The organism is Arthrobacter agilis, from assembly GCF_030816075.1.
Taxonomy (GTDB): Bacteria; Actinomycetota; Actinomycetes; order Actinomycetales; family Micrococcaceae; genus Arthrobacter_D; species Arthrobacter_D agilis_E.
This window is the reverse complement of record NZ_JAUSXO010000001.1, coordinates 1680278-1702640: the sequence shown is the minus strand read 5'-3', so window position 1 is coordinate 1702640 and position 22363 is coordinate 1680278. Positions and strand designations below refer to the sequence as shown.

Below are 22363 nucleotides of genomic sequence, written 5' to 3'. Positions count from 1 at the left end.
GAAGCCACCCCTGTGCTGGATCGACGATGGCGGACCGCTGGCCACAGTGATGCGTTGATCGTCCCGGGCACCCGCTGCACGCCGAAGGACCAATCTGTTTCCGTTTCTCACCCTAGGACGCCGCTCACAGGTAGCGGCGCGCTATGGCGGGCTGCTGGGCACAGGTTTGGCAGCAACTTCAGGGCGGCCCCCGTGCAAGAGGCATCGGTTGCACGGGCTTGAAGACCAAGAATGATGAGCATGATCCCTTCGAGCTCACGCGCACGACGAAGAGGTCCACAGTCGATGGGGTGCATACCAGCTGAAGCCGCAAGCCGACCGACAGCTGCTTTCGCACCATCGGAGTCGCCGGCAATGAAAACATCCAGGGGGAGTCCACCGACCGTGCCGGCTTGCAACGCGGCGGCGGGAATGGTGTTGAACGCCTTCACGACAGGCGTCTGATCGCCTAGGAGCCCGGAGAGATGCTCGGCGGCTGAGTGACCCGGCGGGACCAGCATCCGGTCGAAACTGGCAGTATCCACGGGGTTGCTGACATCAACGACGATTTTCCCCCTCAGCTGGGGCCCGTACTTCAGGACGAACGGTTCGATGTCCGGGTAGGAGAGGGCCAGCATGATGATCGTGCCTTCGATCGGGCTGCCGTAGTGCGCGCCGCGGGCCTCTGTTCCCAGCACACTCACCAGTGCCTGCACCTTTTGATCGTCGCCCATGATTGTCACCTCGCAGCGGGCATGGAGCATCCTCACCGCTAATCCGTGAGCTATCGGCCCGGTTCCGATGATCGTGACGGAGTTCATCTGTGTTTGTCGTTCGAGAAGTCCGCCCGGCAGGGCGACCGCGATCCACTGGTGCAACATGAGCTCACCGTAGGAGGCAGGCAGTCCTGATTGGAGGTGTCTTAGGTCCTGACTTCGCATCTTTCACCGCGCCCGGCTCGCCAAGGCTTGCCCGAGTGCCTCTGACACCGCGCCCTGTCCGCCCTCGTACTGCCCGTGCTGATAGCTGGGTCCAACACTTCGGGACGTTGTGCCCTACCCGTATGGCGTGGGTGCCCGTTTGGATGGAAATTTGGATGGGAAGAGGACCTGAGGTGCGTGTCATCCGGGGATGGTGACCATCGTGGCTTTCCGATGAAAAGGACGCGCTTCATGACCAGCATCAGCACTTTGTGGGCAACACTCGATACCACGGTGCAGCGATGGCTGCTGCAGAACCCCGGCACGATGGTGCTGCCCCGGACGTACGTCAACCAAGTCGCAGCAGGTGCGGGGCAGGTTCTGCATCTGGACGAGCACGGTGAGTACTGGCTGTCCAAGGAGGACATGCTCTTTCTGAAAGCCGTGCGAAGCCAATCGCCGCACTCCACAAAGTCGCCGTCACCTCAGGTGCGCTCGCGTGCTGCCGCCCTTCGCTCCGATGAACCGGGACTGGATCCTCATAGAGAGGCCCTCGACCAGTGACCCTCACCCGACCCGCGCCGTCACCACTTCCTGACCGGGTACCAGCGCCCTCAGCCCGCCCCGTGGCAGGCAAGGTCAGGTCGCCGTTCGTCCGTGTCTCTTCGCAGAACCCTGTCAGCGTCACTGAGCCCTCGCCTGTTTTCGTCCGGACGAAAAAGCGCAGGTCAGCGCCCTGCCTTTCTACGCCAGCTCCTCCTGCGCAGATCCGGCCGGTACCGGGTCCTCCAGGGTAGCTGCAGGTTCAGCGACGTGGCCGGCTCGAAGGTGGTCACGGAGTTCCAGGATGATGGCCAGCTGCTGCTCGCTGAGTTGGATGAGGCGGTCGATTTCCTGCTTGGCTGCGGTGTCGGTTTGGAAGTCGTGCAGCGCCATAGCGGCGCTGATCCCATCCTGCCGTTTCGCTGCGATGAGGAGGATGGCCCCCTGCAGCCCGGCGAGCATCGACAGTCCGAGGTTGAGCAGGATGTAAGGGTAGGGGTCCCAGGCATCATTGGTGAGAATCATGGTGTTCATCAGCGCCCACACGAGCATCAGCGAGACCAGGACGGCGATGAACGCCCAACTTCCCATGCCATTGCGCAGCACGTCCGCGGCTCGCTGCCCGACGGTCAGGCCCTCGAAATGCACCGAGAGCCACGTCGGATGCTTCGGCACGAGATTCTGTGCGGGGGTTTTCGCGTTACGGATGGTTTTCACCTGCCGAAACGAGGTTGAAGGTGTAACTAACGGTTCCGCCCAGGATGGCGCCAGGCGTAGGGACCTGGCCTTTCAGGACGCGCGCCCCCGGTCGTGTATCACTCACGCGCCCTGTCGCGGCGTTGGGCTGCGCGCGTTTTGTGCTTGTGCGCTTTTTGCCTGTGGTCACGCTGTGGAGTGGTTGGACGGTACGCATCTGCTCAGGGTCATTCGCCCAGTACAAGTCGATCGCCCGACGCTGATCTGGCTCGCCCGTATCAGTGATCTGTCCACAGCCTTTTGTGGTGGTCAGCAGTGGCTGGGGTAGAGGATGTGGGACTGTTCGGGCCGATGCCGGGGGTGAAGGAGGCGGGCTAGTGTCACTCATCAGAGTCCGCGAACCGTGTCCGTCGGTAGGTCGCAATATGCAGGGCAATTTTTCGTTCCGTCTCCCGGCGACGCTCGCCTCGCCGTTCCAATGAAGACCTGACGCGGTTGCTTTCACCACGACCTTGACCGTCCTGGTCAGGGAACAAGTAGTGCGCAGGACGAGGAAAAGCGGGGCTCTTCACTTTCGGGAGCGGCAGTGATGCTGATCCCAGGAGGGAATCGATGGGACGGCGGGGATGTCTTGTGCTCACAGGTGATCCTTCCTTGGTGCTCCGTACCGCACAGCTCTGGCTCTGGCTCTGGCTCTGGCTCTGGCTCTTTTTGATGGTCCCTCTCGCGTCGGCGACCCGCTAGGGTCTTTGGCCACTACATGGGTGGTGGAGTACGCCACGACCGTCAGAGTGGGGAAAGGGTGCGTGTGGGTACCGTTCAGTGGCCGACCAGCCCTGTCGTGGGCGCTGGCGCACTATTGAATGAACATCATGAGAATCGTCAGCTCAAAACCTCGCTGTCACCGCGGTAGGTGCTGCAGCGCTTTAAGCCCTGTCAGTAGGTGACCTGGTCAGTCGCTCGGATCTCGCCGCTGTCCTGTATCTGGAGGCGCAGACCATGGGCAACGTTTTGACCAGACTTCATCTACAGCGGCTGATCACCAGGGATCGCAACACGATGGGTCGACGTTCGATGCGCACCGCTTCGTCGCACGGCGAGGACAGGCACCCGTGGGAAGTGTTGATGACGTGTCAGAGCCCTCCGCCGGTACGGCCCGGTTGTCTGAGCAGACGCGCTGGCGCCCTCTAGGTATCGTTTTCACTCGTTCCCGGGCCAACCCGGCCCTTGACCCCCGAACACACTGTGAAACCACTCTTCAGGGGCGCGGGGATACCGGCACTGGCTGTGGGTGGCCGCTACGGCCAGGTGAACGTTCCCGCGGGCAGTTCGTTTCAAGATGCCTCATCCTCCGCTCAGCGTGGTCGTGTCCGAGGATGTCGTCACCTTTGCGCTGCTTCCGTAGTGTGCTGAGCCTCTGCTTGAGGAAGCTCAGACTGAACATCGGTGATGTAGGACCAATGACCCTGTCTGCAGGCGGGCACAGCAACGAAGGTGGTTCTAGCCTCAGCCCTATGCCTTCGACCACTGGATGAAAACTTATGAGTGTTCTCAACACTGTTCGCGATCTCGCGGCGGAACCTGTTCTTGATGCGATCGAGTTGGAGCGCATTCATGCATGGTGGCGGGCAGCGAACTATCTCTCGGTCGGACAGATCTATCTAATGGATAACCCTCTGCTGCGCGAGCCGCTGCGCCCTGAACACATCAAGCCACGGCTCCTGGGCCACTGGGGGACGACGCCGGGCCTGAACTTCATCTACGCCCACCTCAATCGGGTCATCATGAAACGCGATCTGAACATGATGTACATCATGGGCCCGGGCCACGGTGGTCCAGGTCCGGTGGCAGCCGGCTGGCTTGAGGGCACCTACAGCGAAACGTACCCCGACATCACTCAGGACCACGACGGCATGAAGCGGCTTTTCCGCCAGTTCTCCTTTCCGGGCGGCATTCCCAGCCATGTTGCACCGCAGACCCCTGGCTCGATCCATGAAGGTGGAGAGCTTGGATATGCACTTTCGCACGCCTACGGTGCAGCGTTCGACAACCCGGACCTCGTCGTCGCCGCCATCATCGGAGACGGCGAGGCAGAGACCGGCCCGCTGGCTGCGAGTTGGCACTCCAATAAGTTTGTCGACCCCGCTCGGGACGGCACTGTACTGCCCATCCTGCACCTCAATGGATTCAAAATCGCCAACCCCACCGTCCTGGACCGGATCGACAGGGACGAACTCGACGCACTCCTGCGCGGATACGGACACACCCCCTATTACGTGGAAGGGTCCGATCCGGAGCAGATGCACCAAGACTTCGCCCGCGTCCTCGACGCCTGCCTCGATGCAATCCAGGACATTACCCGCCAGGCACGGGAGAACGGGGTGACGGAAAGGCCACGGTGGCCGATGATCGTCCTGCGATCCCCGAAGGGATGGACGGGTCCTGCTGAAGTCGACGGCCTGAAGGTCGAGGGCAGCTGGCGATCGCACCAGGTGCCTTTCACCCGTGCCCGCGAGAACGACGGTCATCGGGCTGTCCTTGAGCAGTGGACGCGCAGTTACCACCCGGAGGAACTTTTTGACGCGACCGGCGCTCCTGTCGACGCGATCCGCACTTTGCATCCGGTGGGGGAGAGGCGCATGAGCGCCAACCCCCACGCGAACGGGGGCGTCCTGCTTCGGGACCTGCAGCTGCCCGACTTCCACAACTACGCGGTACCCGTGGCCGCGCCGGGTACCGGCGCGGTCGAATCCACCAAGGTACTGGGCACGTTCCTGCGGGACGTGATGGCCTCCAACATGGACAGCTTCCGTGTTTTCTCCCCCGATGAGAACAACTCAAACCGTCTCGGCGCAATTCTGGAAGCAACCAACCGCACCTGGAACGCTCGAACCCTCGCCGAGGACGACCATCTTGCTCGCGACGGGCGTGTCATGGAGATCCTCTCCGAACACACCTGCCAGGGCTGGCTCGAAGGTTACCTGCTCTCCGGACGCCACGGACTGTTCTCCTGCTACGAAGCGTTCGCCCACCTCGTCGACTCGATGGTCAACCAGCACGCCAAATGGCTGACCACCACCAACACCATCCCCTGGCGGAAACCGGTCGCATCCCTGAACTACCTACTGACCTCCCACGTGTGGCGGCAGGACAACAACGGGCTCTCCCACCAGGACCCGGGATTCATTGATCACGTCGTCAAAAAAGCCGACGTGACCCGCGTCTATCTTCCGGCGGATGCCAACACGCTGCTCTCCGTCACCGATCACTGTCTGCGCAGCCGCCAATACGTCAACGTCATCGTTGCCGGTAAGCAACCCGCACTGCAGTACCTGACCATGGAGCAGGCCGCCATTCACTGCACCAAGGGCATCAGCATCTGGGACTGGGCCAGTACCGACGTAGATGCTGAACCGGACATCGTCATGGCGTGCGCCGGGGACGTGCCCACCATGGAGACCCTCGCCGCCGTCGAAATCCTGCGAACGCGCTTCCCCGACCTGAAGATCCGGGTCATCAACGTCGTTGACCTAATGCGCCTCCAGGACCGGAGCCAGCACTCTCATGGTCTCTCTGGAGAGGACTTCGACGCCCTGTTCACCACGGATAAGCCGGTCATCTTCGCCTACCACGGGTACCCCTGGCTCATTCACCGCCTCACCTACCGACACACCAATCACGACAACTTCCACGTCCACGGGTACCGGGAGGAAGGAACCACCACCACACCGTTCGACATGTGCGTGCTCAACGGCATCGACCGATACACCCTCGCCATCAACGCCCTCGACCACATCCCACGCCTCGCCAACACCTCGGCACACGTACGGGAAGAGCTCCGAAACAAGCTCATCGAACACCACCAGTTCATCCGCGTCCATGGAGAAGACATGCCCGACATCATGAACTGGCAGTGGACAGCATCCCTTGGTGCGGAAGCCGTGAAGGGAAGCGGATGAGCAGCGCCCGGCGCTGCCGTCTAAATCAACTCCCGATACGTAGGAACGTCGTGGGCCAGAAGCCACCGTGTCCCTCATGAAGAGACTCGTCGGGCTGAAGACGATTCCGGCCTGTTGTGTGGGGCCGACACAACGACCGGCACTGACCCACTCAGCACGGATGCGTCGAGCGGCTGTCGTTCTCGACAGCAGCCGCACGACCCGACGCGGAAGGAACGTACATCACTCATGGCCGATCCAGTACAAACGTACGACGTCATCATTGCCGGGGGAGGCATTGCAGGGCGTAGCCTCGCCTACTTCCTCAGTCGGAAACCACAGCTGGCTGGAACCAGGATCCTCCTCATCGACGGTGCCCGGAACCAGTATGAACACCGTTCGCTGATCTACTGGCACGATGGAGATTTTCCTTTGCCTCTGGCACCCGCAGCCACATTCAAAAGCATCGCAGTCGACGCAGAACCTGCCCGACGGGTCCTGCCGCTCAAGCACCACAGCCTGTGCCTCACCTCGTCACGAACCGTCTTTCGGTGCCTCGATAAGGTCATCGACGCCAATAGCCACATCACGCGCCTTGACGCCAACATCTCACGTGTACGCAGTCACAAGGACTTTGTAGAAGTCACACTCAGCGATGGCCAGCCATTCCGAGCGCCCTACTGCTTCGACAGCACTTTCTACCCGCTCGGAGTCAAGGCACCATTGCTCATGTCGGGCGAAATCCGACGGATACGCACTCCCCAGCCATCGTTCGACCCGTCGGTGGCTACCTTCATCGATTTCCGGTCGGGCGAGAAAACTCCCGTGCACTTCCACTGCGTCCTGCCGATCTCGGCCAGGGAAGCCTTCGTAGAAGTAACCCGGATTCTGCCCAACGGGCATATAGATCCGGGATTCTCCTTCGAAGAGGCGACATCGGCCTACCTGGGCGAGGTGTGGGGCGTGACCGAGTTTTCCCTCTTGTCCCTCGAACGGGGTTTCATCCCCCTGGGAATCCACCCACCCGCCCCTCACCGTCGCCATATGTACATCGGAACCCCTTCCGGAGTCATCAAAGCCACGACGGGCTACGGTCTCACCCGCATTCTTCGCCAAACCGAATCCATCGCAGCCTCGCTTGCCTCCACCGGATCACCGGACGCTCCCCGGCCGTCCCGCCGTTTCCATTGGTACGACAAACCTGTCCTGAGAATGTGGAAGCACAGTCCCCAGGACGCAGTCTCCTTCATGAAAGCCGCGTTCGCGGCCGGTGACGCCGATCTCGTCCTCGATTTCCTGGACGAACAAACGACCCTTGAGCAAGAACGCGGCCTACTCGGCTCCATGCCGGTCACCTTGCTCCTCCACCCGCGGCTCTGGATCTGACCCAGCACGACTTCCTGGAGAAGCCAGCACCCCTCAAGCATTGAAAAGGCGGAAACGCAGAAGGGGCGTGGCTTGGGAATGCCCTGCCGACCCGGATGTGTCAATGACTATCGGTCCTTCAACCGATGTCGGTGGATCCAGGCAGGCGGTGGTCAGTCCTTGGTCAAACCGCCGACAAGGGGCTCGCGCCATCAGCGATCCCGCCAGGCGTCCGCGACCGATTGGGAGTGCCTCTTCCGCCCTACACAGTGCGACGGTTGTGAGCGGACATGCCGGGTGCGTCAGGCACTGCGGAACCTTCTCGCAGCAGCTTGCCCACCACTCGATGTGTTGATAGCGCCGGTTGATGGGTGTCTTTGCGGGGACTAGGCGCGCACCCTGGCACGCCTTGTCGGGTGTCTAGTGGCGTTACGGACCATCGATACGTTTGGAAGTAGCCAGGGAGAGAATGAGGTATCAAAGAGTCAGATCCTCGCCCCTGTAGGACTGTTCGCTTCGGCGCCGCCATTGTCCTTGCGGGGTGCTCAACGGGTTCGGGTCCGGACGACAGAACGCCCCCCGTGAGAGCAGCACCGCATCGTCCGCGCCAGCCACAACCACCGAGGCGAAGTCTCCCTCGGCATCCGACCCGGCAGGGGCGGCCGCTCCGGCCTTGAGCTCGCCTGATGCCACGCCGTCGGTGACCGCGCCCGGGCAGGCAGGAGGCGCCTCGTCGGGTCGGCCTCGGTCGGCGCCGGCTCAGCCAACGTGTCCTTGGTAGCGGGCGCCGAGCACAGCATCACCCGCTCGGACGAGCCTGCCACTGGCGAATGCACCAGCGGCGGAGACATCGACCTCGAGACCGACACCGTGGAACTGACAGTCACAGATGACTGCGCGGACATCGAGGTCGATGGAAACCGGAACACCGTAACTGGCGGCAGCACCCAGACGCTCGATGTCGAAGGCGACCGCAATACCGCCACCACAGGTTCGGTCCCGGAGGTGAGTGTCGACGGAGAGACAACAACACCATCGAGGTTGGTGAAGCAAGCGCTATCGACGTCGCAGGGGACGAGACCACGATCATCTACGAGAACGGCGACCCCGTCATTGAGACCGAAGGGAACAACTCGGTCTCCGCCGCCTGATGTACTGACCGTGGTCCCAGAACCTTCTCATGTCGTGCCGACGCAGGTCCGGCAAGGTCGCTCGTCAAAGACGGGTAATCCACTTCCAGATGCGCTGAAGTCCTGATCGGGTAAGTGGGTAGAGCACAAGAACAGCCCAGGCACCGAAGACAACTTTGTAAATGACGGCATCGTCGATGATGTCCTCGGAGGCATCATGGAAAGCCTGCCCCCTGGCCGACCTTGGGTGGCGTACCGGCTCTGATGCTGTCTTCAGACGGGCCATTGAATTCCCTACCTCAATCGAACCGGATACTCGAAGGGCCAGGGCCAGGTGTCCTTCAACCTGCACCAGATATTCGTGGATCACGCGGGATGCGGCTACTACCGGCGCGGTGGAAGGTGAGCAACGGAAGACATCATGCCTGCACTCCGGTGGGAGCTGCCGTCAGGGGCAGGGCTGCGTTCGGGGGCTCGCGCAGGTCCTCACGCTAGCGATTCCGCCGCTGGCGTGACTGTCGATGCGTCGTGGGAGAGTTGCAGCGCTCCGTGGGAGATCAGGACAGGGCATGCTGATCGTTCGGCGATAGCGGAGCTGACCGAACCGAGAAGGAGGCCAGCGAAACCGCCATGTCCACGCGAACCAACAACTACCAACGAAGCAGATTTGCTCTTCTCGATGAGTATCTCGGCCGGTGGCCCCTGCAGGACCAGCCGCTCGACTCTGCAGGGTGCCTCGTCGTGAAAAGCAATTGCCAGAGCCCGGTCGAGGACTTCTTCGGCCTGATCCTGGGGGTTCCACCCGGTGGGGGCGTACAGCCCGAAAGCGAGGGGGTAGTGCCAGGCTGCTACCGCATGAATCACATCCCCTGCTGCTGGGACGAACTGGGCAGCCAGCTGTAGTGCGGTGACTGATGAGAGTGACCCATCAACGCCGACGACGACCACACGTTCATGTGCTGCGGGAAAGTTCTTCATCATTGGTCCTTACCATCGCAGGAGAGTGCTCTTCCGATGGTCGCGGAGGCAAGTGCAACCAGACAGGGCCAAAAGGCCTTTCAGGCAGGTGGAATCGTCTCACTATGGGCGGGTTGATCATGCCGGCGCAGCGTCGAGCGGTGCGCGCCCGCAGGAGCTGCTGTCTTTTCCCTTTGCCGATCCGCACATCATCAAGGCAGTGGGGGGAGCACGGCCAGTCCCTCGTCCGCCAAGGGACACGGCCCGCTAGCCTCTGATCATGGATAGGACGTCAACGCGCGACCGCGACCTCCCCGGAGGGGAACGCATCCTGATCCTGTCCGCAGGGGTGGGCTCGGGGCATAACAGCGCCGCTGCCGCGGTGCAGCAGGCGTGCGCGGCGCGCCCCGAGGTCTCCGACGTGCAGGTGCTCGATGTACTGCAGGTAAGTAGCCTGCTGTACCGAACACTGCTCGGAAAGGGCTACTTCGTCCTGGTCAAGGGTTTGCCCTGGCTGGTCGAGTGGGGCTACGACACGAGCGACCCGCCGTTCCGGCGACGCGGCCCGATCGACCCATGGACACGGGCGAACGCTGTTCCCGTTATCGGTGCGATCAAGCGCTTCCGACCCACCGCGATCGTATGCACGCATTTCCTGCCAGCCCAGCTGGTGGCATCACTGCTGCTTCGCGGCGTCATCGACGCGAGGACCGCCGTCGTGACGACGGACTACGATTTCCAGGGCCTGTGGCTTCCGGGCGCGTTCCACGCCCTCTTCGTCGCCAGGGAGGAGGGGAGGGTAGAGCTCACAGCGCTCGGCCTCCCTGCCGATCGTGTCGCGGCCACGGGCATTCCCATTACCCACCAGCCCTGTATCGCGCCCGCACGCAGTGCCACCGAGCCCCCGATGCTGCTGATCTCGGCGGGCGCAACCGGCGGCGATGATGCGGTCTCGGTGGTGCGGCAGACGATGCACATGCGCTCATCGTTCACCGCCACGATCGTGTGCGGACACAACGACGCGCTGCGGCAGCACATCGAGCAGCTGGTGGCGCCCGCCGGCGACCGCTACCGCGTGCTCGGGTTCACGGCAGAGATGCCGCAGCTGCTGCACCGTGCCGACCTGTTCGTAGGCAAGCCGGGCGGGCTGTCGGCGTCGGAGTGCATGGCTGCAGGGCTGCCCATGGTCTTGGTGAACCCGATTCCAGGGCAGGAGATCCGAAACGGTGACTACCTGATGGAGCAGGGGGCGGCCGTCCGTTGCAACACCGCAGCGACGATCGGTTGGAAGATTGACGAGGTCCTGCGCGAGCCCGGCCGTCTTCAGCGAATGCGGGCGGCGGCGCAGAGAATTGGCCGCCCTGACGCTGCAGCGAACGTTCTCACCCGCCTGCTGGGCGGACCGGCACGTCCTCTCGTCGTGACCCGCGCAGCCCAAAGGACGATTTTCGCAGCGAGCGATCAGCGCGTCGTAGCGACGGATCTAACGGGGCCCTCCTCGCTGGTCCGTCTGGTCGACTCCGCTGCGGCTAGCACCATCGCATTGCTGCAAGTTAAGGAACTGAAGGATCTGCAGAAGCGGTACGCGACACCCAACGGGGATCTGGTGCTGCGACGGGGCCAAGCGTCCATCTCGCTCCGGTGGGAGCCGCGACGATTCCTCCGCGCCTTGCTGAGGCGCGACGACGCGCTGCCTGTGCGCATTGAAGGGCTTTCGGCGTCCCCTCACGACTTGTCCGAGTAACCGGCACGACACGCCCCGCTGCGTGCTCAGGCCGGCCAGCGGCCGGGGGCACCTTTCTCATTGACCGGTTCCTCGGTGCGTCGGAACCGCATTGCGTGCGTCCAGCTGACCGGGCTGTGCTGGTCGGCGAGTAGCGCCCAGTCGCCTGCGCGAGCGGACCAACGCCGTGTGATCGGATCGCGCTGAAGGGTGGGCCCCGCATCCAGTGCTACCCGCACGGTCGCCTCCGCGTCGGGCCCCAGTGTCACCTTCCGGAAGCCCAAGAGATGGGCCACCGGCCTGCGCAGGGACACGTCTGCGGCGTATACCTGGATGACAGTCGAGCCCTCCCTGTTGCCGGTGTTCGTTACGAGTACGTCCGCGGCGCCTCCTGCGTCATCAATGCTGTGGCCCAGAAGCCGGTGCTTGATCGTCGTGTAACCCAGGCCGAATCCGAACGGGAACGCGGGCGCCTGTCCCTCCCGGTCAAGGCGGCGCTGACCCCACATATCGTCGTAGATGACGGACTTCGCCGCACGATCAAACGGTGGCAGATGCGCGGCGTCCTTCGGCAGCACGAACGGCAGCCGTCCGCCGGGCTCCGCGCTGCCGGTCACCACGCTCGCGAGGGCACGGCCGCCCTCCATTCCGCTGTACCACGTCAAAAGGAGTGCCGGCACCCGGTCCCGCCACGCCTCCATGAGGATCGCGCTGCCGCCGATCAGCACGACGATGGTCCGAGGGTTCGCCGCGGCGACCGTATGGATAAGACGCACATCGGAGGGGCGCAGGTCGAGCGAGCTGCGGTCGCCGCCCCGGACGAAGCGCGACGCGACGTGCGCGAGACCGATCAGGGACTGACGGAGCGGGCCTGAGCCAAAGGCCCGGCCGAGCACGGCCCACGTCGACGCCGCCCGTGACGACGGATTCGCCCTCGTCGTGCTGGTCCAACCCGACGACGACGATCGCTATTTCGGCCGCGGCTGCCAGCGCAGCCGCGGCCCGCTCGTTCCGACCGGAGGTGGTCGTGATCCGTACCAGGGGAAGCGCCTCACGCAGCCCCTGCAGCGGCGACACCGTGGAGGGGGGCCGAACGCGTGAAGAGCCATGATCGCCGAGATTCGCCCGTGCCGCGAGACGTCCGATCACCGCGAGATGTCCGGTGGTAGGAGCCAGCGGCAACAGCGGCGCCCCACCGACGGTTTCATTCTTCAGCAGGACGATCGACTCCGCGGCAACCCGGTGGGCGAGTGCACGGTGCGCCGGGGAGGCGATGAGGTCAGGGGTGGGGCTCACAACGTCCCGGGTCGCGGCATGCAGCAGGCACGTGCGCAGGATGCGGCGCGCGGACCGCAGCACAGTCGCTTGGGTTAGCTCGCCACTGTGCAGCGCGGCCGGCAGATCGCGTGCACGCAGCAGTCGCAGCGGCATCTCCACATCCATCCCAGCTTCTAGGCTGGCAACCGCGTCGTGGATTCCGAACACCCAGTCGCTGGTCACGAACCCCGGAAAGCCCCATTCCTGTCGCAGCACATCAGTGAGCAAGGCGCGGTTGACGTCCATGTACTCGCCCCGCACCCGGTTGTAGGAACTCATCACAGAATCCGCGCCAGCTTTCACGACGGCTTTGAAGTGCGGCAAGTACACCTCGTGCAAGGCGTGGTCGTCGACCGACACATCCACCTCGAAGCGCTCGTTCTCCATCGAGTTGAGCGCGAAGTGCTTCACGCACGCCATGACGTGCACGCGGACGCCTCGGGTGAGGGCCGATGCCATCCGGCCCGTGAGTACCGGATCCTCCCCATAACACTCCTGCGCCCGGCCCCACGCGGGGTGGCGAAGCAGGTTCACGCACACGGAGGCGGAGTAGTTCGCTCCCCGCGCCCTCGTCTCCACACCGATCGCAAGCCCGACACGTTCCTCCAGCGACGGATCCCAGGTCGCGGCCCGCGCAACTGTCACCGGGAAGGCGGTAGACGCTCCGATCACCACGCCACGGCCACCGTCGCTGAACCGAATACCTGGAATGCCTAGCCGCGGGACCGCCCCCGCCACGAACGGCCGCCGCCCAAGCAGTATCGGGATGAAGGGGAGCAACAGCCGCGGAGAGTCACCGTCGAGCAGCCCAAGAATCTCCCCTTCCGTCATCCGGGCGATCAGTTGCTCCGCGGCGTCATCAGCACCGAGCTCGCCCGCGCGGACCGCGCGCACCACCTCGCCGTACACGCCGCCCGTAACCCGCGTGTCCGGCAACGCCAAGTTTCTCGCTCGCGCTACCCAACGCCCCGCGGCCCTCGTCATGCCCACATTCTGCACCCCGTGCATACCTAGCTGCGGAAGAGCGGCACTATCCCCTCAGACCTGAACGATTATTACATCTCTCCGAGTAGTTCCCAGGCCGGTAATCAGCGATCATCCGCCCGATGGCGCTATCGGGACGCACCCCACACGACGAGGTCCGGATCAGGGAACGATGACGGCTCGTCCCCGCAAAGTGCCGTCGTGGAGCCTGCGATACGCCTCGGGACCCTGCTCGAGGGAGAAGCGTTCGACATCGACGGTGATCCGGCCCGACCGGGCAAGTTCGATGACTTCTATCAGTTCCGACCGGGAGCCCCAGTAAGGTGCTCGAGCGGAAGATTCCCATGGGGTTGAAAAAAAGCCGACAGCGACAGTTCCTGGACCGACGCCAACGATCACGACATCACCACCGACCGCGATGGTCCGCGATCCGAGTTCGGTGGTGGGAGCAATGCCGACGAAATCGAAGACGGCATCGGCTCCCCGGCCGCCGGTCAGTGTCCGAATCTGTTCCGCTGCGTCCGGACCGGATGGGACAGTGTGGTGGGCACCGACGTCTCGGGCGTGGGCAAGTTTGTCTGCCGCCGCGTCAACAGCGATGACAGTGCAGGAAGTGATGGCCCGCAGGATTTGTACGGCAACATGCCCGAGGCCGCCGACACCGATTACTACTGCGGTTGAACCGGGAACAAGTTTCGGCAGTGATTTCTTGATGGCGTGATAGGGCGTCAAGCCGGCGTCTGTCAGGGGTACGCTCACGACCGGGTCGAGATCTTCAAGCGGCACCAGGTGCCGGGCATCATCGACGAGCAGATACTCGGCCATGGCACCGGGCGCACCCAGACCGGGCGGTTTGATGCCTCGTGCTGCCGCGTTCTCGCAGTAGTTCTCCTCACCTTTCGAGCACGGGTAGCAACGACCGCAACCCCACGGGCCGTAGACGAGGACCGCGTCTCCAATGTCGAGACCGGTAACGCCTGCACCGAGCGCTTCAACAGTGCCAGCCCCCTCATGACCGAGAGTCAACGGTAGGCCGTACACGTACTGATCCTCAGGCAAACCCATGATAAAAGAGTCCGAGTGGCAGACCCCAGCGGCTGTTACGCGCAGCAATACCTCGCCTGGCCCCGGGGAAGGCATGGGTATGTCAACGAGCTCGGGGGCGGACCCGATAGTTCGGTATTGCAGGGCTTTCATGTGGATCCTTCGATTGTTGGGGAGGGGCAGAAAACGGGCGGGCATCGCGGCGAGAAGACGGCGGTACCCAGCAGCCTGTGAGCATGAGGCTTGGTGCGTCGCTCATGGACGGCGCTCCGGTCCTTCTTGCTGGACCATAAGCTCCCGCGCAGGCTCTCGGAGGCATGCGCACTGCAGGCAGATGACCACGCGCTGAACCCGGTTGGTGCAGTAATGGCAGAAAACGTATCGGTTCGACTTCGTGATCGCGCACCGGTCGCGGTCTATCTGTGAGAGCAAGCAACGGAGCAACAAAAGCCGATGACTGCAAAGCTACTTGTCCGACCGGATTCGATCACGAACTTCCGGACCAAAACCTTCACTCTCGTCGACTACGTTGGACGCAGGTGTGGCCGCACCGCTAATGGTCATCGGGCGAGCCCAGGAAGCGCTATCTTGCGTCGCTGCAGCGGCCGACCGTGTGCGCAGTATGCAAGAAGAATCAGTTCCTGTTCGATCGACCCGAGCGACTCAACCCGGAATGAACCCAACACCACCGCGTCGGTGACGTAGCCTCAATCGAAGGGGGATTGGTTGAGTCTCTAGTAGGACTCGACGTACAGGCGGTTCTCGACATCCGTTACGTTCGGCGAGGACCACGCCGCACGACCGGCCTGCTGCTTCTCGCTCCAGGAATGAACCTCTCCGCTGAGAGTCACTCTCGTGCCAATGACACGGACTTTGACGTTGTCTGCATCGACCTGTGTATTCCGGACAAGTGCGTCCCGGATTCGGTTTTCGGTGTCGTCTTTCGAGGACCGGTCGGAAAGGGAGATGTGGTTGTCGATCATGTGAACCCCTTGTAGATGAAGTACCGCCCATTCGGCGGCACGGCGGCGGACGTACCAAATAGCCTCACCCGTCAAACTGAGCTCGTGCACTCCGGGAATTACCTACGTTCAACCTGTCCTGCAAACTCAGTTCCGCGGTCGCCACGAACCTGCTCTGTTGTGAGCGTGCGGAGATCCTTCGGTCGATGCGCGAAAAAGTGCGGCTTGAAACCACTCTCGCAACTTAGGTCGACTGCTGACAGTGCCGAAGGTCCTGAAGTGGGCATCGCTGAACTTGCCCTGCTCATCTAAGGACGGGAACAAGTTTCTCCGAGGTGAGGGTGATTGCCGCGGTGGCGCTACCGGTTCTGCAAAGCTCAACGTCGACAGCCTGCTCCCAATTGCCCTCAGTGTTGGGCCAGCACGAAACACCAGTCACCCCTGAGGAACGATGCTTCCAATCTGGCGGAACAGCTCTACCATGGGCGCGAAACAATGATCGGGAAGCATCATTGCCTATGCTTGAAGAACGCATTTCCCGCATACAACAAAACCGCCGATAGCCCATGTTTTGTTAGGTCAAAGTCGGGCAGAGCACCCCCCAGAGGTGCCGGAAATAGAGGCGTAGGCGGGTAGGGGTGAGGACCAAGTTGGCTATGACGCCCAAAGGCCGAGACGTTGGCACAACGTGGGGTAGCCCCGCGGCCGGAATGTGGAAGGGTGATTCGGCGTTGTCGCACAGTGAGGCTCGATGATGCGCCGACACATCGGATCAAGCACAGGAGTACTCCATGCCTCTCAGCCCTGCCCTGACGACCCTTCGCACCGCCGAGACCAGCGTCCCCCTCATCAGTGAACTGGCCAGGCGCTGGAGTCCGCGGTCCTTCGATGCCGAAGCGGTGATCTCGGATGCCCAGCTCGACGCATTGCTCGAGGCAGCACGCTGGGCGCCGTCGGCGAGCAACAACCAGCCCCGCCGGTTCATCGTCGCCCGCCGGGGAACCCACACGTTCGACACGATCGTCTCGGCCCTCGTGGGCTTCAACGCAGCCTGGGCCCAGACGGCTTCGGCCTTGATCGTGGGGATCGCCGAGACCTCCAGCGTCGAGGGGGACGTACGGCCCTACGCGGAGTACGACCTCGGACAGGCCGTGGCCCACCTCAGCGTTCAGGCGGAAGCCGAGAACCTCTCGACCCACCAGATGGCGGGCGTCGAGTGGGAGAAGATCATCGCGGCATTCGACCTCCCGGAGAACATGAAGCCCATGACCATCACGGCAGTGGGCACGGTCGCCGAGGCGGACAGGCTCCCCGAAGCGCTCGCGGAGAGGGAGACCGCCCCCCGCACGCGCCTTCCGCTGGACGAACTGGTGCTGCTCCGCAGCTAGTCGCCGCACTACCGCCGGGACTCCCATGCGCGACGGCTGGCACCCGCCGCGCAGGGCAGTTCCCTGTGGTGTGCTGCAGGGTCGCCGGGCGGCCTCTGCTGCTTGGGCAGGAGGCGTGTTGTCAGAGGCGGTCGGAGATCGTGTCCATCGTCCGCTGCGGTGCCTCGAGATGCATATCGTGATGCACGCCTGCGACACGGCGAATCTCCCATCCGAGTGCCTCCAGCTCGATTGCAAGGCTTTGCGGCAGCACTGCTGCAGAGTCGTCCGACAGGACAATGGTCGACGGTACTGCTGGCGGCCCCGCGGCAACAGGGTGAAACGCGACGTCACGGAAAACGCCGATTGCCATACGGGCATCGAATGCGGCTTGCGCGCCAGCCAGCGAAGCACGGATCTCGGGGGTGTAGCCGGCTCTTGTCTTCGCCCCCCCCGCCGCGCCTGCAGCGCACCCACCACGCCGAGGGAGAGCGGGGGAATCATCCAGAAGAGTCGGCCGGGCAGACCGGACGTCGGCAAGGCCATCTGGAAGCCCGGGCGTCCCTCGGCGGTGAGGGTGGTGACGAGATCCGCGACGGATTCCAGCGACGACAGGTCCAAGGACCGGGTGCTGACCCTGGCGCCGTCGACGGCCGCGCGGATACGCTGCGCTGCCGCTTCGCCCTTAACCTGGTTGCGGACGGGCATGATGACCTCCGCGCCGGCTCCGGCCAGTCGTGTCGCAATGACCGTGCCGATGCCGTCGCTCGCTCCGGTGACGACGGCGAGGGTCCCGGTCAGGTCGAGGACGGGGTCGTAGGTGCGCGCCATGAGGAATTCCTTCGGTCGAGGATCAGGGGTGCCGGAATCGGCGCCTTCATTCATGGTTCATCGGTTGCTGTGTCGTAGCTAGGACCTGTCGATCCACGGCTCGGCGGACAGCGGCTGAGGGGTGGCGCCGGCTAGGAGGTGAGGGTCCGTGCCGATGACCGTCAGCAGCTGCAGTTTCTCGTGGCTGTCACTGCCGGGCACGGCCGTGTAGACGAGGAGGCGGTGCGACTGGTCCGGATCGAGCAGGGTCTGGCAGTTCAGATCGAGGCGGCCGACTGTCGGGTGGAGGAAGCGTTTGACCTCGGGCGGCTGCACGCCCACTTCCTGGGTGTCCCAGACGCTGCGGAAGTCCGCGTTGTCCTGGAGGAGCGCGGCGAGGTCGGCGGCCCGCGAGCCTGGCCCGCGGAGGGCGACAAGCTGACGGAGCCCCGAGGCGTAGACGCGGGACAGCCGCTCGCGTTCCTCGAGCGGGTAGGCCTCCCTCGCCGTGGGGTCGGTGAACCACCGCTATCCGATACTCCGCCCCGGACCCGTGCGCTGCGAGGCGTCACCGAAGAGGGCCAGACCGAGCGGTGTCTGCCGGAGGGTGTCCCCGACCTCGGTGATGATCTCTGCGGGAGTGTCCGTGAGCCGGTTGAGGATCCGTAGCAGTCCCGGGCTCACGAACTCACTGTCGGTGCCGCGCAGAGGCGGGGTATGCCCTGCGAGGCGGAAAAGATGATCCCGCTCGCCCAGGGTCAGGTGAAGCCCCTGGGCGATGGAGGCGATCATCTGGCCGGAGGGGTGGGGGCCGGTGCCACGTTCGAGGCGGGCGTAGTAGTCGCTCGACATGTGGCACAGCCCGGCCACTTCCTCCCTTCGAAGTCCGCTGGTCCGCCGCCGCTGACCCCGCATCAGCCCGACGTCCTCTGGCTGGAGCGATTCACGGCGATGACGCAGAAACGAACCCAGTCCCGCACGATCGATCATGCTGTGCCTCCTTCAGAAGTGGACCCTCTGTCTATCGTGTTCACCCTCAGGTATCCACGGCTCGTCAGACCACCCCTGTGCGACGGTGGTGCCACGCCCTACCCGTGCGGCGTGCAGCCACCCCACGCCGTGCGGGACGGCGCGGGCAGGCACCAGGAAGGCCCCGGACCGGCGGGTCGGGGCCTTCGTGCTCCTCGAACGGCTGCAGGCTCAGGCCTGGTGGAAGGTCTTCCCGAGGACGCGCTCGGACGACCCCACGCGGTCGAGGTACGGGGTGATGCCGCCGAGGTGCATCGGCCAGCCCGCGCCCATGATCATGCACAGGTCGATGTCCTCGGGTGCGGCGACGACGCCCTCGTCGAGCATGCGCCCGATCTCGTCCGCCAGCGCGTCCTGGGTCCGGCGCAGGACCTCCCCGGCGGTCGACGGTGCGCTCCCGCGCTCCATGAGGTCCAGCGTCGTGGGAGGGACGGTCTCGGTGCCGTCCTCCTGCTTCTCCCAGAGACCCTTCACGCCGGCGTCGATCAGCTTCTGCTGGTTCGCGGAGACGTGGAACCGGTCGCCGAACGCGGCGTGCAACGACTCCTGCACGTGCTGGCCGACGGGCAGGCCCACCAGGGCGAGCAGCCTGAACGGCGTCATGGGCAGGCCCATGGGCCGCAGCGCATTGTCGGCGGTCGCGGCGTCGGTGCCCTCGTCGAACACGGCCGTGATCTCGCCGAACATGCGGCCGAGGATGCGGTTCACCACGAAGGCGGGGGCGTCCTGGACGAGGACGGCGTTCTTCTTCAGGCCCTTCGCGAGGACGAAGGCCGTGGCGAGCACGGTGTCGTCCGTCTTGGGGGCGCGCACCACCTCGAGCAGGGGCATGGCGGCCACGGGGTTGAAGAAGTGGAAGCCGACCACGCGTTCGGGGTGCACCAGGTCCGCGGCCATCTCTGCCACGGACAGTGACGACGTGTTGGTCGCGAGGATGCACTCGGGCGAGACCACGGCCTCCACCTCGGCGAACACCTGCTTCTTGACCGACAGTTCCTCGAACACGGCCTCGATCACGAAGTCCGCGTCGGCGAACACGTCCTTCGAGACCGAGCCGGTGACGAGGGCCCTGGTCCGGTTCGCCGCGTCCTGCGACAGGCGCTTCCTGCCGAGCATCTTGTCGATCTCGGCATGGACGTAGGCGACGCCCTTGTCCACACGGGCCTGGTCGATGTCCGTCATGACCACGGGTACCTTGAGCTGCCGGGCGAACAGGAGGGCGAGCTGGCTCGCCATGAGACCTGCGCCGACGACGCCGACCTTGGAGACCGGGCGGGCCAGCTTCCGGTCGGGTGCTCCCGCAGGGCGTTTGCCGCGCTTCTGCACGAGATCGAGGAAGGCGTAGACCGTGGCGTGGAACTCGGATGTCTGCATGAGTTCGGCGAGGGCCGTGCACTCGGCAGCCGCCGATTCCTTCTGCGAGGAGGTCCGGCCGGCGTCGAGCAGGGCGAGGACCCGCATGGGCGCCGGCGCCGCATTGCTGGTCTTCGCCTCGACGAACGCCCGGCCGGCGGCGACCGCGCCGATCCAGGCGTCGTCGTCGTAGCGTGCGAGTTCGGCCCGACGCTGCGCGACGGCGTCCGCCTCGCCACCGGTGAGGACGCGGGCGGCCCAGAGGAGGGACTGCTCGATGAAGTCCGCCGGCTCGAAGAGGGCGTCGGCGATGCCGAGGCCGTGGGCGGCCCTGCCGTCCAGGCTCCGATTGTTGCTGAGGGGGTTCTCGATCATCACCTTGACGGCGTTCGCGGGGCCGATCAGACGCGGCAGGCGGTACACGCCGCCCCAGCCCGGGACGAGGCCGATGAAGGCCTCGGGCAGGCCGATCCCGTTGGCACCCGAGGACACCGTGCGGTAGTTCGCTGCGAGGGCGATCTCAAGGCCGCCGCCGAGAGCGACACCGTTGATGAAGGCGAAGCTCGGCACCCCGAGATCGGCGAGGAGGTCGTACGCCTCGTGGCCGAGCTCCGCCATGAGGCGGCCGAGGTGCTCGGACCGCACGCTCTTGACGGTGCTGAGGTCAGCGCCCGCCACGAGGAAGTAGGGCTTGCCGGTCACGGCGACGGCGGAGATCTCGCCGCGCGCGGCACGCTCCTTGAGCCCCTCGAGGGTGCGGCCGAACTCGATGAGCGTGTTGGGCCCGAGCGTGGTCGGCTTCGCGTGGTCGAGGTCGTTGTCGAGCGTGATGAGCGCGAGGACGCCCGCGCCCCCGGGGAGCGTGATGTCCTGGACGTAGGAATGGGTGACGATCTCGGTGGGAACCAGTGCGGCCAGTTCGTCGTAGCGGTCGAAGCTCATGCTGCATCCTGTCCGTAGTGCTCGTGGTGGGGGTTCTCCCAGATGACGGTGGCGCCCATGCCGAGGCCGATGCACATGGTGGTCATGCCGTAGCGCACGGCCGGGTCCTCCTCGAACTGGCGGGCCAGCTGGTTCATGAGGCGCACGCCCGAGGAGGCCAGGGGGTGCCCGACGGCGATGGCTCCGCCGTAGCGGTTGACCCGCGGGTCGTCGTCGTCGATGCCGAAGTGGTCCAGGAAGCTCAGCACCTGGACGGCGAAGGCCTCGTTGATCTCGAAGAGCCCGATGTCGCCGATGTCCAGGCCGGCCTGGCGGAGGGCCTTCTCGGTGGCGGGGACCGGGCCGATGCCCATGACCTCGGGTTCCACGCCGGCGAAGGCGTAGGCGACGAGGCGCATGCGGACGGGGAGGCCCAGTTCGGCGGCGGCGTCGGCGGACGCGAGCAGGGCGGCCGTCGCGCCGTCATTCAGCCCCGCGGCGTTACCGGCGGTGACGCGCCCGTGGGCGCGGAAGGGCGTGCGCAGCGTCGCGAGGTCCTCGACGGTGGTGCCCGGGCGCGGCGGCTCGTCCACGGTGTTGAGCGTCCAGCCGGAACCGGCCTTCCGGCCCGCGACCGGCACGAGATCGGGCTGGATCCGGCCCGTCTCGTAGGCGGCCGCGAGCTTCTGCTGGCTGCGGACCGCGTACGCGTCCGTGCGGTCCTTCGTGATGTCCGGGAAGCGGTCGTGCAGGTTCTCGGCGGTGTTGCCCATGTTCAGGGCGGCGGGGTCCACGATCCGCTCGGACTGGAAGCGCGGATTGGGATCGGCGTCGGCGCCCATGGGGTGGTTGCCCATGTGCTCCACGCCGCCGGCGATGACGACGTCGTAGGCCCCGAAGGCGATGCCCGACGCCGTGGTGGTCACGGCGGTCATCGCGCCGGCGCACATGCGGTCGATCGCGAAGCCGGGGACGGTGCGGGGGAGTCCTGCGAGGAGGGCGGCGGTGCGGCCGATGGTCAGGCCCTGGTCGCCGGTCTGGGTCGTGGCGGCGATCGCGACGTCGTCCACCCGCTCGGGCGGCAGCGACGGGTTCCGGCGCAGGAGGTCGCGGATGCACTTCACCACGAGGTCGTCGGCGCGCATGCCCGCGTAGATGCCCTTGTCACCGGCCCTGCCGAAGGGGGTCCGTACTCCATCGACGAAAACGACGTCGCGGACGGCACGCGATGCCCGCGCTGTCCTGGCTGCGGACGTGGTCCCGGTTTCTAGGCTCACCTGTTGCTCCTCTTCGAGATGTTGATCCGCGACTATGTTACTGGCCAG

The 22363-nt window shown here is 64.7% G+C and carries 16 protein-coding genes and 4 pseudogenes; 7 read left to right on the top strand and 13 right to left on the bottom strand.

All coding sequences use genetic code 11. The features are described 5' to 3' along the window. Nucleotides 1–107: 107 nt before the first annotated feature. The gene (locus QFZ50_RS07765) at nt 108–860 is read right to left on the bottom strand and encodes an NADPH-dependent F420 reductase (RefSeq protein ID WP_307083164.1); all 753 of its coding nucleotides are present in this window, start codon (nt 858–860) and stop codon (nt 108–110) included. A 291-nt stretch (nt 861–1151) separates the two neighbouring features. Between QFZ50_RS07765 and QFZ50_RS07760 the strand changes: the two genes are divergently transcribed. Then, nucleotides 1152–1463, top strand: a complete 312-nt coding sequence (locus tag QFZ50_RS07760) for a hypothetical protein (protein ID WP_307083163.1) — start codon at nt 1152–1154, stop codon at nt 1461–1463. A 180-nt stretch (nt 1464–1643) separates the two neighbouring features. Here the strand turns inward: QFZ50_RS07760 and QFZ50_RS07755 are convergent, their stop codons facing one another. Then, nucleotides 1644–2159, bottom strand: coding sequence for a DUF1003 domain-containing protein (locus QFZ50_RS07755; protein ID WP_307083162.1), 516 nt, complete (start codon nt 2157–2159; stop codon nt 1644–1646). A 1520-nt stretch (nt 2160–3679) separates the two neighbouring features. Here QFZ50_RS07755 and QFZ50_RS07750 point away from each other — a divergent pair. The 4 genes and pseudogenes from QFZ50_RS07750 (at nt 3680) to QFZ50_RS18215 (ending at nt 8592) form a co-directional block, all read left to right on the top strand. Then, nucleotides 3680–6097 (top strand): phosphoketolase family protein, encoded by a 2418-nt coding sequence (locus QFZ50_RS07750; RefSeq protein ID WP_307083161.1) that lies wholly within the window; start codon nt 3680–3682, stop codon nt 6095–6097. Nucleotides 6098–6325: 228 nt separating this feature from the next. Then, complete coding sequence (locus QFZ50_RS07745; protein WP_307083160.1) at nt 6326–7462, top strand: lycopene cyclase family protein; 1137 nt, start codon at nt 6326–6328, stop codon at nt 7460–7462. A gap of 747 nt (nt 7463–8209) precedes the next feature. Further along, a pseudogene (locus QFZ50_RS18220) lies at nt 8210–8449 on the top strand (DUF3060 domain-containing protein); the annotation flags it as partial. Next, nucleotides 8335–8592 (top strand): DUF3060 domain-containing protein, encoded by a 258-nt coding sequence (locus QFZ50_RS18215; protein ID WP_373462310.1) that lies wholly within the window; start codon nt 8335–8337, stop codon nt 8590–8592. The pseudogene QFZ50_RS18220 and the gene QFZ50_RS18215, both read left to right, overlap by 115 nt. A 64-nt stretch (nt 8593–8656) precedes the next feature. Here the strand turns inward: QFZ50_RS18215 and QFZ50_RS07740 are convergent, their stop codons facing one another. Together QFZ50_RS07740 and QFZ50_RS07735 are read right to left on the bottom strand one after the other, a co-directional pair. Then, nucleotides 8657–8941, bottom strand: coding sequence for a hypothetical protein (locus tag QFZ50_RS07740; protein WP_307083159.1), 285 nt, complete (start codon nt 8939–8941; stop codon nt 8657–8659). 116 nt (nt 8942–9057) lie between these two features. Then, on the bottom strand, nt 9058–9552 hold the full coding sequence (locus QFZ50_RS07735; RefSeq protein ID WP_307083158.1) for a universal stress protein: 495 nt from the start codon (nt 9550–9552) through the stop codon (nt 9058–9060). 256 nt (nt 9553–9808) lie between these two features. On the opposite strand from QFZ50_RS07735, the gene QFZ50_RS07730 reads away from it, so the two are divergent. Continuing rightward, on the top strand, nt 9809–11272 hold the full coding sequence (locus QFZ50_RS07730) for an MGDG synthase family glycosyltransferase (RefSeq protein ID WP_307083157.1): 1464 nt from the start codon (nt 9809–9811) through the stop codon (nt 11270–11272). Between the two features lie 26 nt (nt 11273–11298). On the opposite strand, the gene QFZ50_RS07725 is transcribed toward QFZ50_RS07730, so the two are convergent. From QFZ50_RS07725 to QFZ50_RS07710, 4 genes and pseudogenes are all read right to left on the bottom strand, one after another. Continuing rightward, nucleotides 11299–12147 carry a glycoside hydrolase family 3 C-terminal domain-containing protein gene (locus QFZ50_RS07725; RefSeq protein WP_307083156.1) on the bottom strand — a complete coding sequence of 283 codons (849 nt, stop codon included), beginning with the start codon at nt 12145–12147 and terminating at the stop codon, nt 11299–11301. Nucleotides 12148–12238: 91 nt separating this feature from the next. Further along, nucleotides 12239–13399: pseudogene (locus tag QFZ50_RS07720) on the bottom strand (glycoside hydrolase family 3 protein); the annotation flags it as partial. A gap of 315 nt (nt 13400–13714) precedes the next feature. Further along, on the bottom strand, nt 13715–14749 hold the full coding sequence (locus tag QFZ50_RS07715) for an NAD(P)-dependent alcohol dehydrogenase (RefSeq protein WP_307083155.1): 1035 nt from the start codon (nt 14747–14749) through the stop codon (nt 13715–13717). A 581-nt stretch (nt 14750–15330) separates the two neighbouring features. Next, nucleotides 15331–15579, bottom strand: coding sequence for a BON domain-containing protein (locus QFZ50_RS07710; RefSeq protein ID WP_307083154.1), 249 nt, complete (start codon nt 15577–15579; stop codon nt 15331–15333). A gap of 770 nt (nt 15580–16349) precedes the next feature. On the opposite strand from QFZ50_RS07710, the gene QFZ50_RS07705 reads away from it, so the two are divergent. Then, entirely contained in the window at nt 16350–16946 is a 597-nt protein-coding gene (locus QFZ50_RS07705) for a nitroreductase family protein (RefSeq protein WP_307083153.1), read from the top strand. A 121-nt stretch (nt 16947–17067) separates the two neighbouring features. Here the strand turns inward: QFZ50_RS07705 and QFZ50_RS07700 are convergent, their stop codons facing one another. The 5 genes and pseudogenes from QFZ50_RS07700 to QFZ50_RS07680 form a co-directional block, all read right to left on the bottom strand. Beyond that, nucleotides 17068–17298 carry a hypothetical protein gene (locus tag QFZ50_RS07700; protein ID WP_307083152.1) on the bottom strand — a complete coding sequence of 77 codons (231 nt, stop codon included), beginning with the start codon at nt 17296–17298 and terminating at the stop codon, nt 17068–17070. Nucleotides 17299–17543: 245 nt separating this feature from the next. Continuing rightward, a pseudogene (locus QFZ50_RS07695) lies at nt 17544–17756 on the bottom strand (SDR family NAD(P)-dependent oxidoreductase); the annotation flags it as partial. Between the two features lie 78 nt (nt 17757–17834). Next, a pseudogene (locus QFZ50_RS07690) lies at nt 17835–18725 on the bottom strand (helix-turn-helix transcriptional regulator). Between the two features lie 210 nt (nt 18726–18935). Beyond that, nucleotides 18936–21059: a 3-hydroxyacyl-CoA dehydrogenase NAD-binding domain-containing protein gene (locus tag QFZ50_RS07685; RefSeq protein ID WP_307083151.1), complete on the bottom strand. Its 2124-nt coding sequence runs from the start codon at nt 21057–21059 to the stop codon at nt 18936–18938. Continuing rightward, a complete protein-coding gene (locus QFZ50_RS07680; RefSeq protein WP_307083150.1) occupies nt 21056–22315 on the bottom strand; it encodes a thiolase family protein in 1260 nt (419 codons plus the stop codon). Before QFZ50_RS07680 ends, QFZ50_RS07685 begins: the two co-directional genes overlap by 4 nt. Nucleotides 22316–22363: the final 48 nt, after the last annotated feature.

What these genes read in the sequence shown, in the direction of transcription:
- QFZ50_RS07765 (WP_307083164.1), bottom strand. Translation starts at nt 860, where the DNA reads ATGTTGCACCAGTGGATCGCGGTCGCCCTGCCGGGCGGACTTCTCGAA.
- QFZ50_RS07760 (WP_307083163.1), top strand. Translation starts at nt 1,152, where the DNA reads ATGACCAGCATCAGCACTTTGTGGGCAACACTCGATACCACGGTGCAG.
- QFZ50_RS07750 (WP_307083161.1), top strand. Translation starts at nt 3,680, where the DNA reads ATGAGTGTTCTCAACACTGTTCGCGATCTCGCGGCGGAACCTGTTCTT.
- QFZ50_RS07745 (WP_307083160.1), top strand. Translation starts at nt 6,326, where the DNA reads ATGGCCGATCCAGTACAAACGTACGACGTCATCATTGCCGGGGGAGGC.
- QFZ50_RS07735 (WP_307083158.1), bottom strand. Translation starts at nt 9,552, where the DNA reads ATGATGAAGAACTTTCCCGCAGCACATGAACGTGTGGTCGTCGTCGGC.
- QFZ50_RS07730 (WP_307083157.1), top strand. Translation starts at nt 9,809, where the DNA reads ATGGATAGGACGTCAACGCGCGACCGCGACCTCCCCGGAGGGGAACGC.
- QFZ50_RS07715 (WP_307083155.1), bottom strand. Translation starts at nt 14,749, where the DNA reads ATGAAAGCCCTGCAATACCGAACTATCGGGTCCGCCCCCGAGCTCGTT.
- QFZ50_RS07710 (WP_307083154.1), bottom strand. Translation starts at nt 15,579, where the DNA reads ATGATCGACAACCACATCTCCCTTTCCGACCGGTCCTCGAAAGACGAC.
- QFZ50_RS07705 (WP_307083153.1), top strand. Translation starts at nt 16,350, where the DNA reads ATGCCTCTCAGCCCTGCCCTGACGACCCTTCGCACCGCCGAGACCAGC.
- QFZ50_RS07700 (WP_307083152.1), bottom strand. Translation starts at nt 17,298, where the DNA reads ATGGCAATCGGCGTTTTCCGTGACGTCGCGTTTCACCCTGTTGCCGCG.
- QFZ50_RS07685 (WP_307083151.1), bottom strand. Translation starts at nt 21,059, where the DNA reads ATGAGCTTCGACCGCTACGACGAACTGGCCGCACTGGTTCCCACCGAG.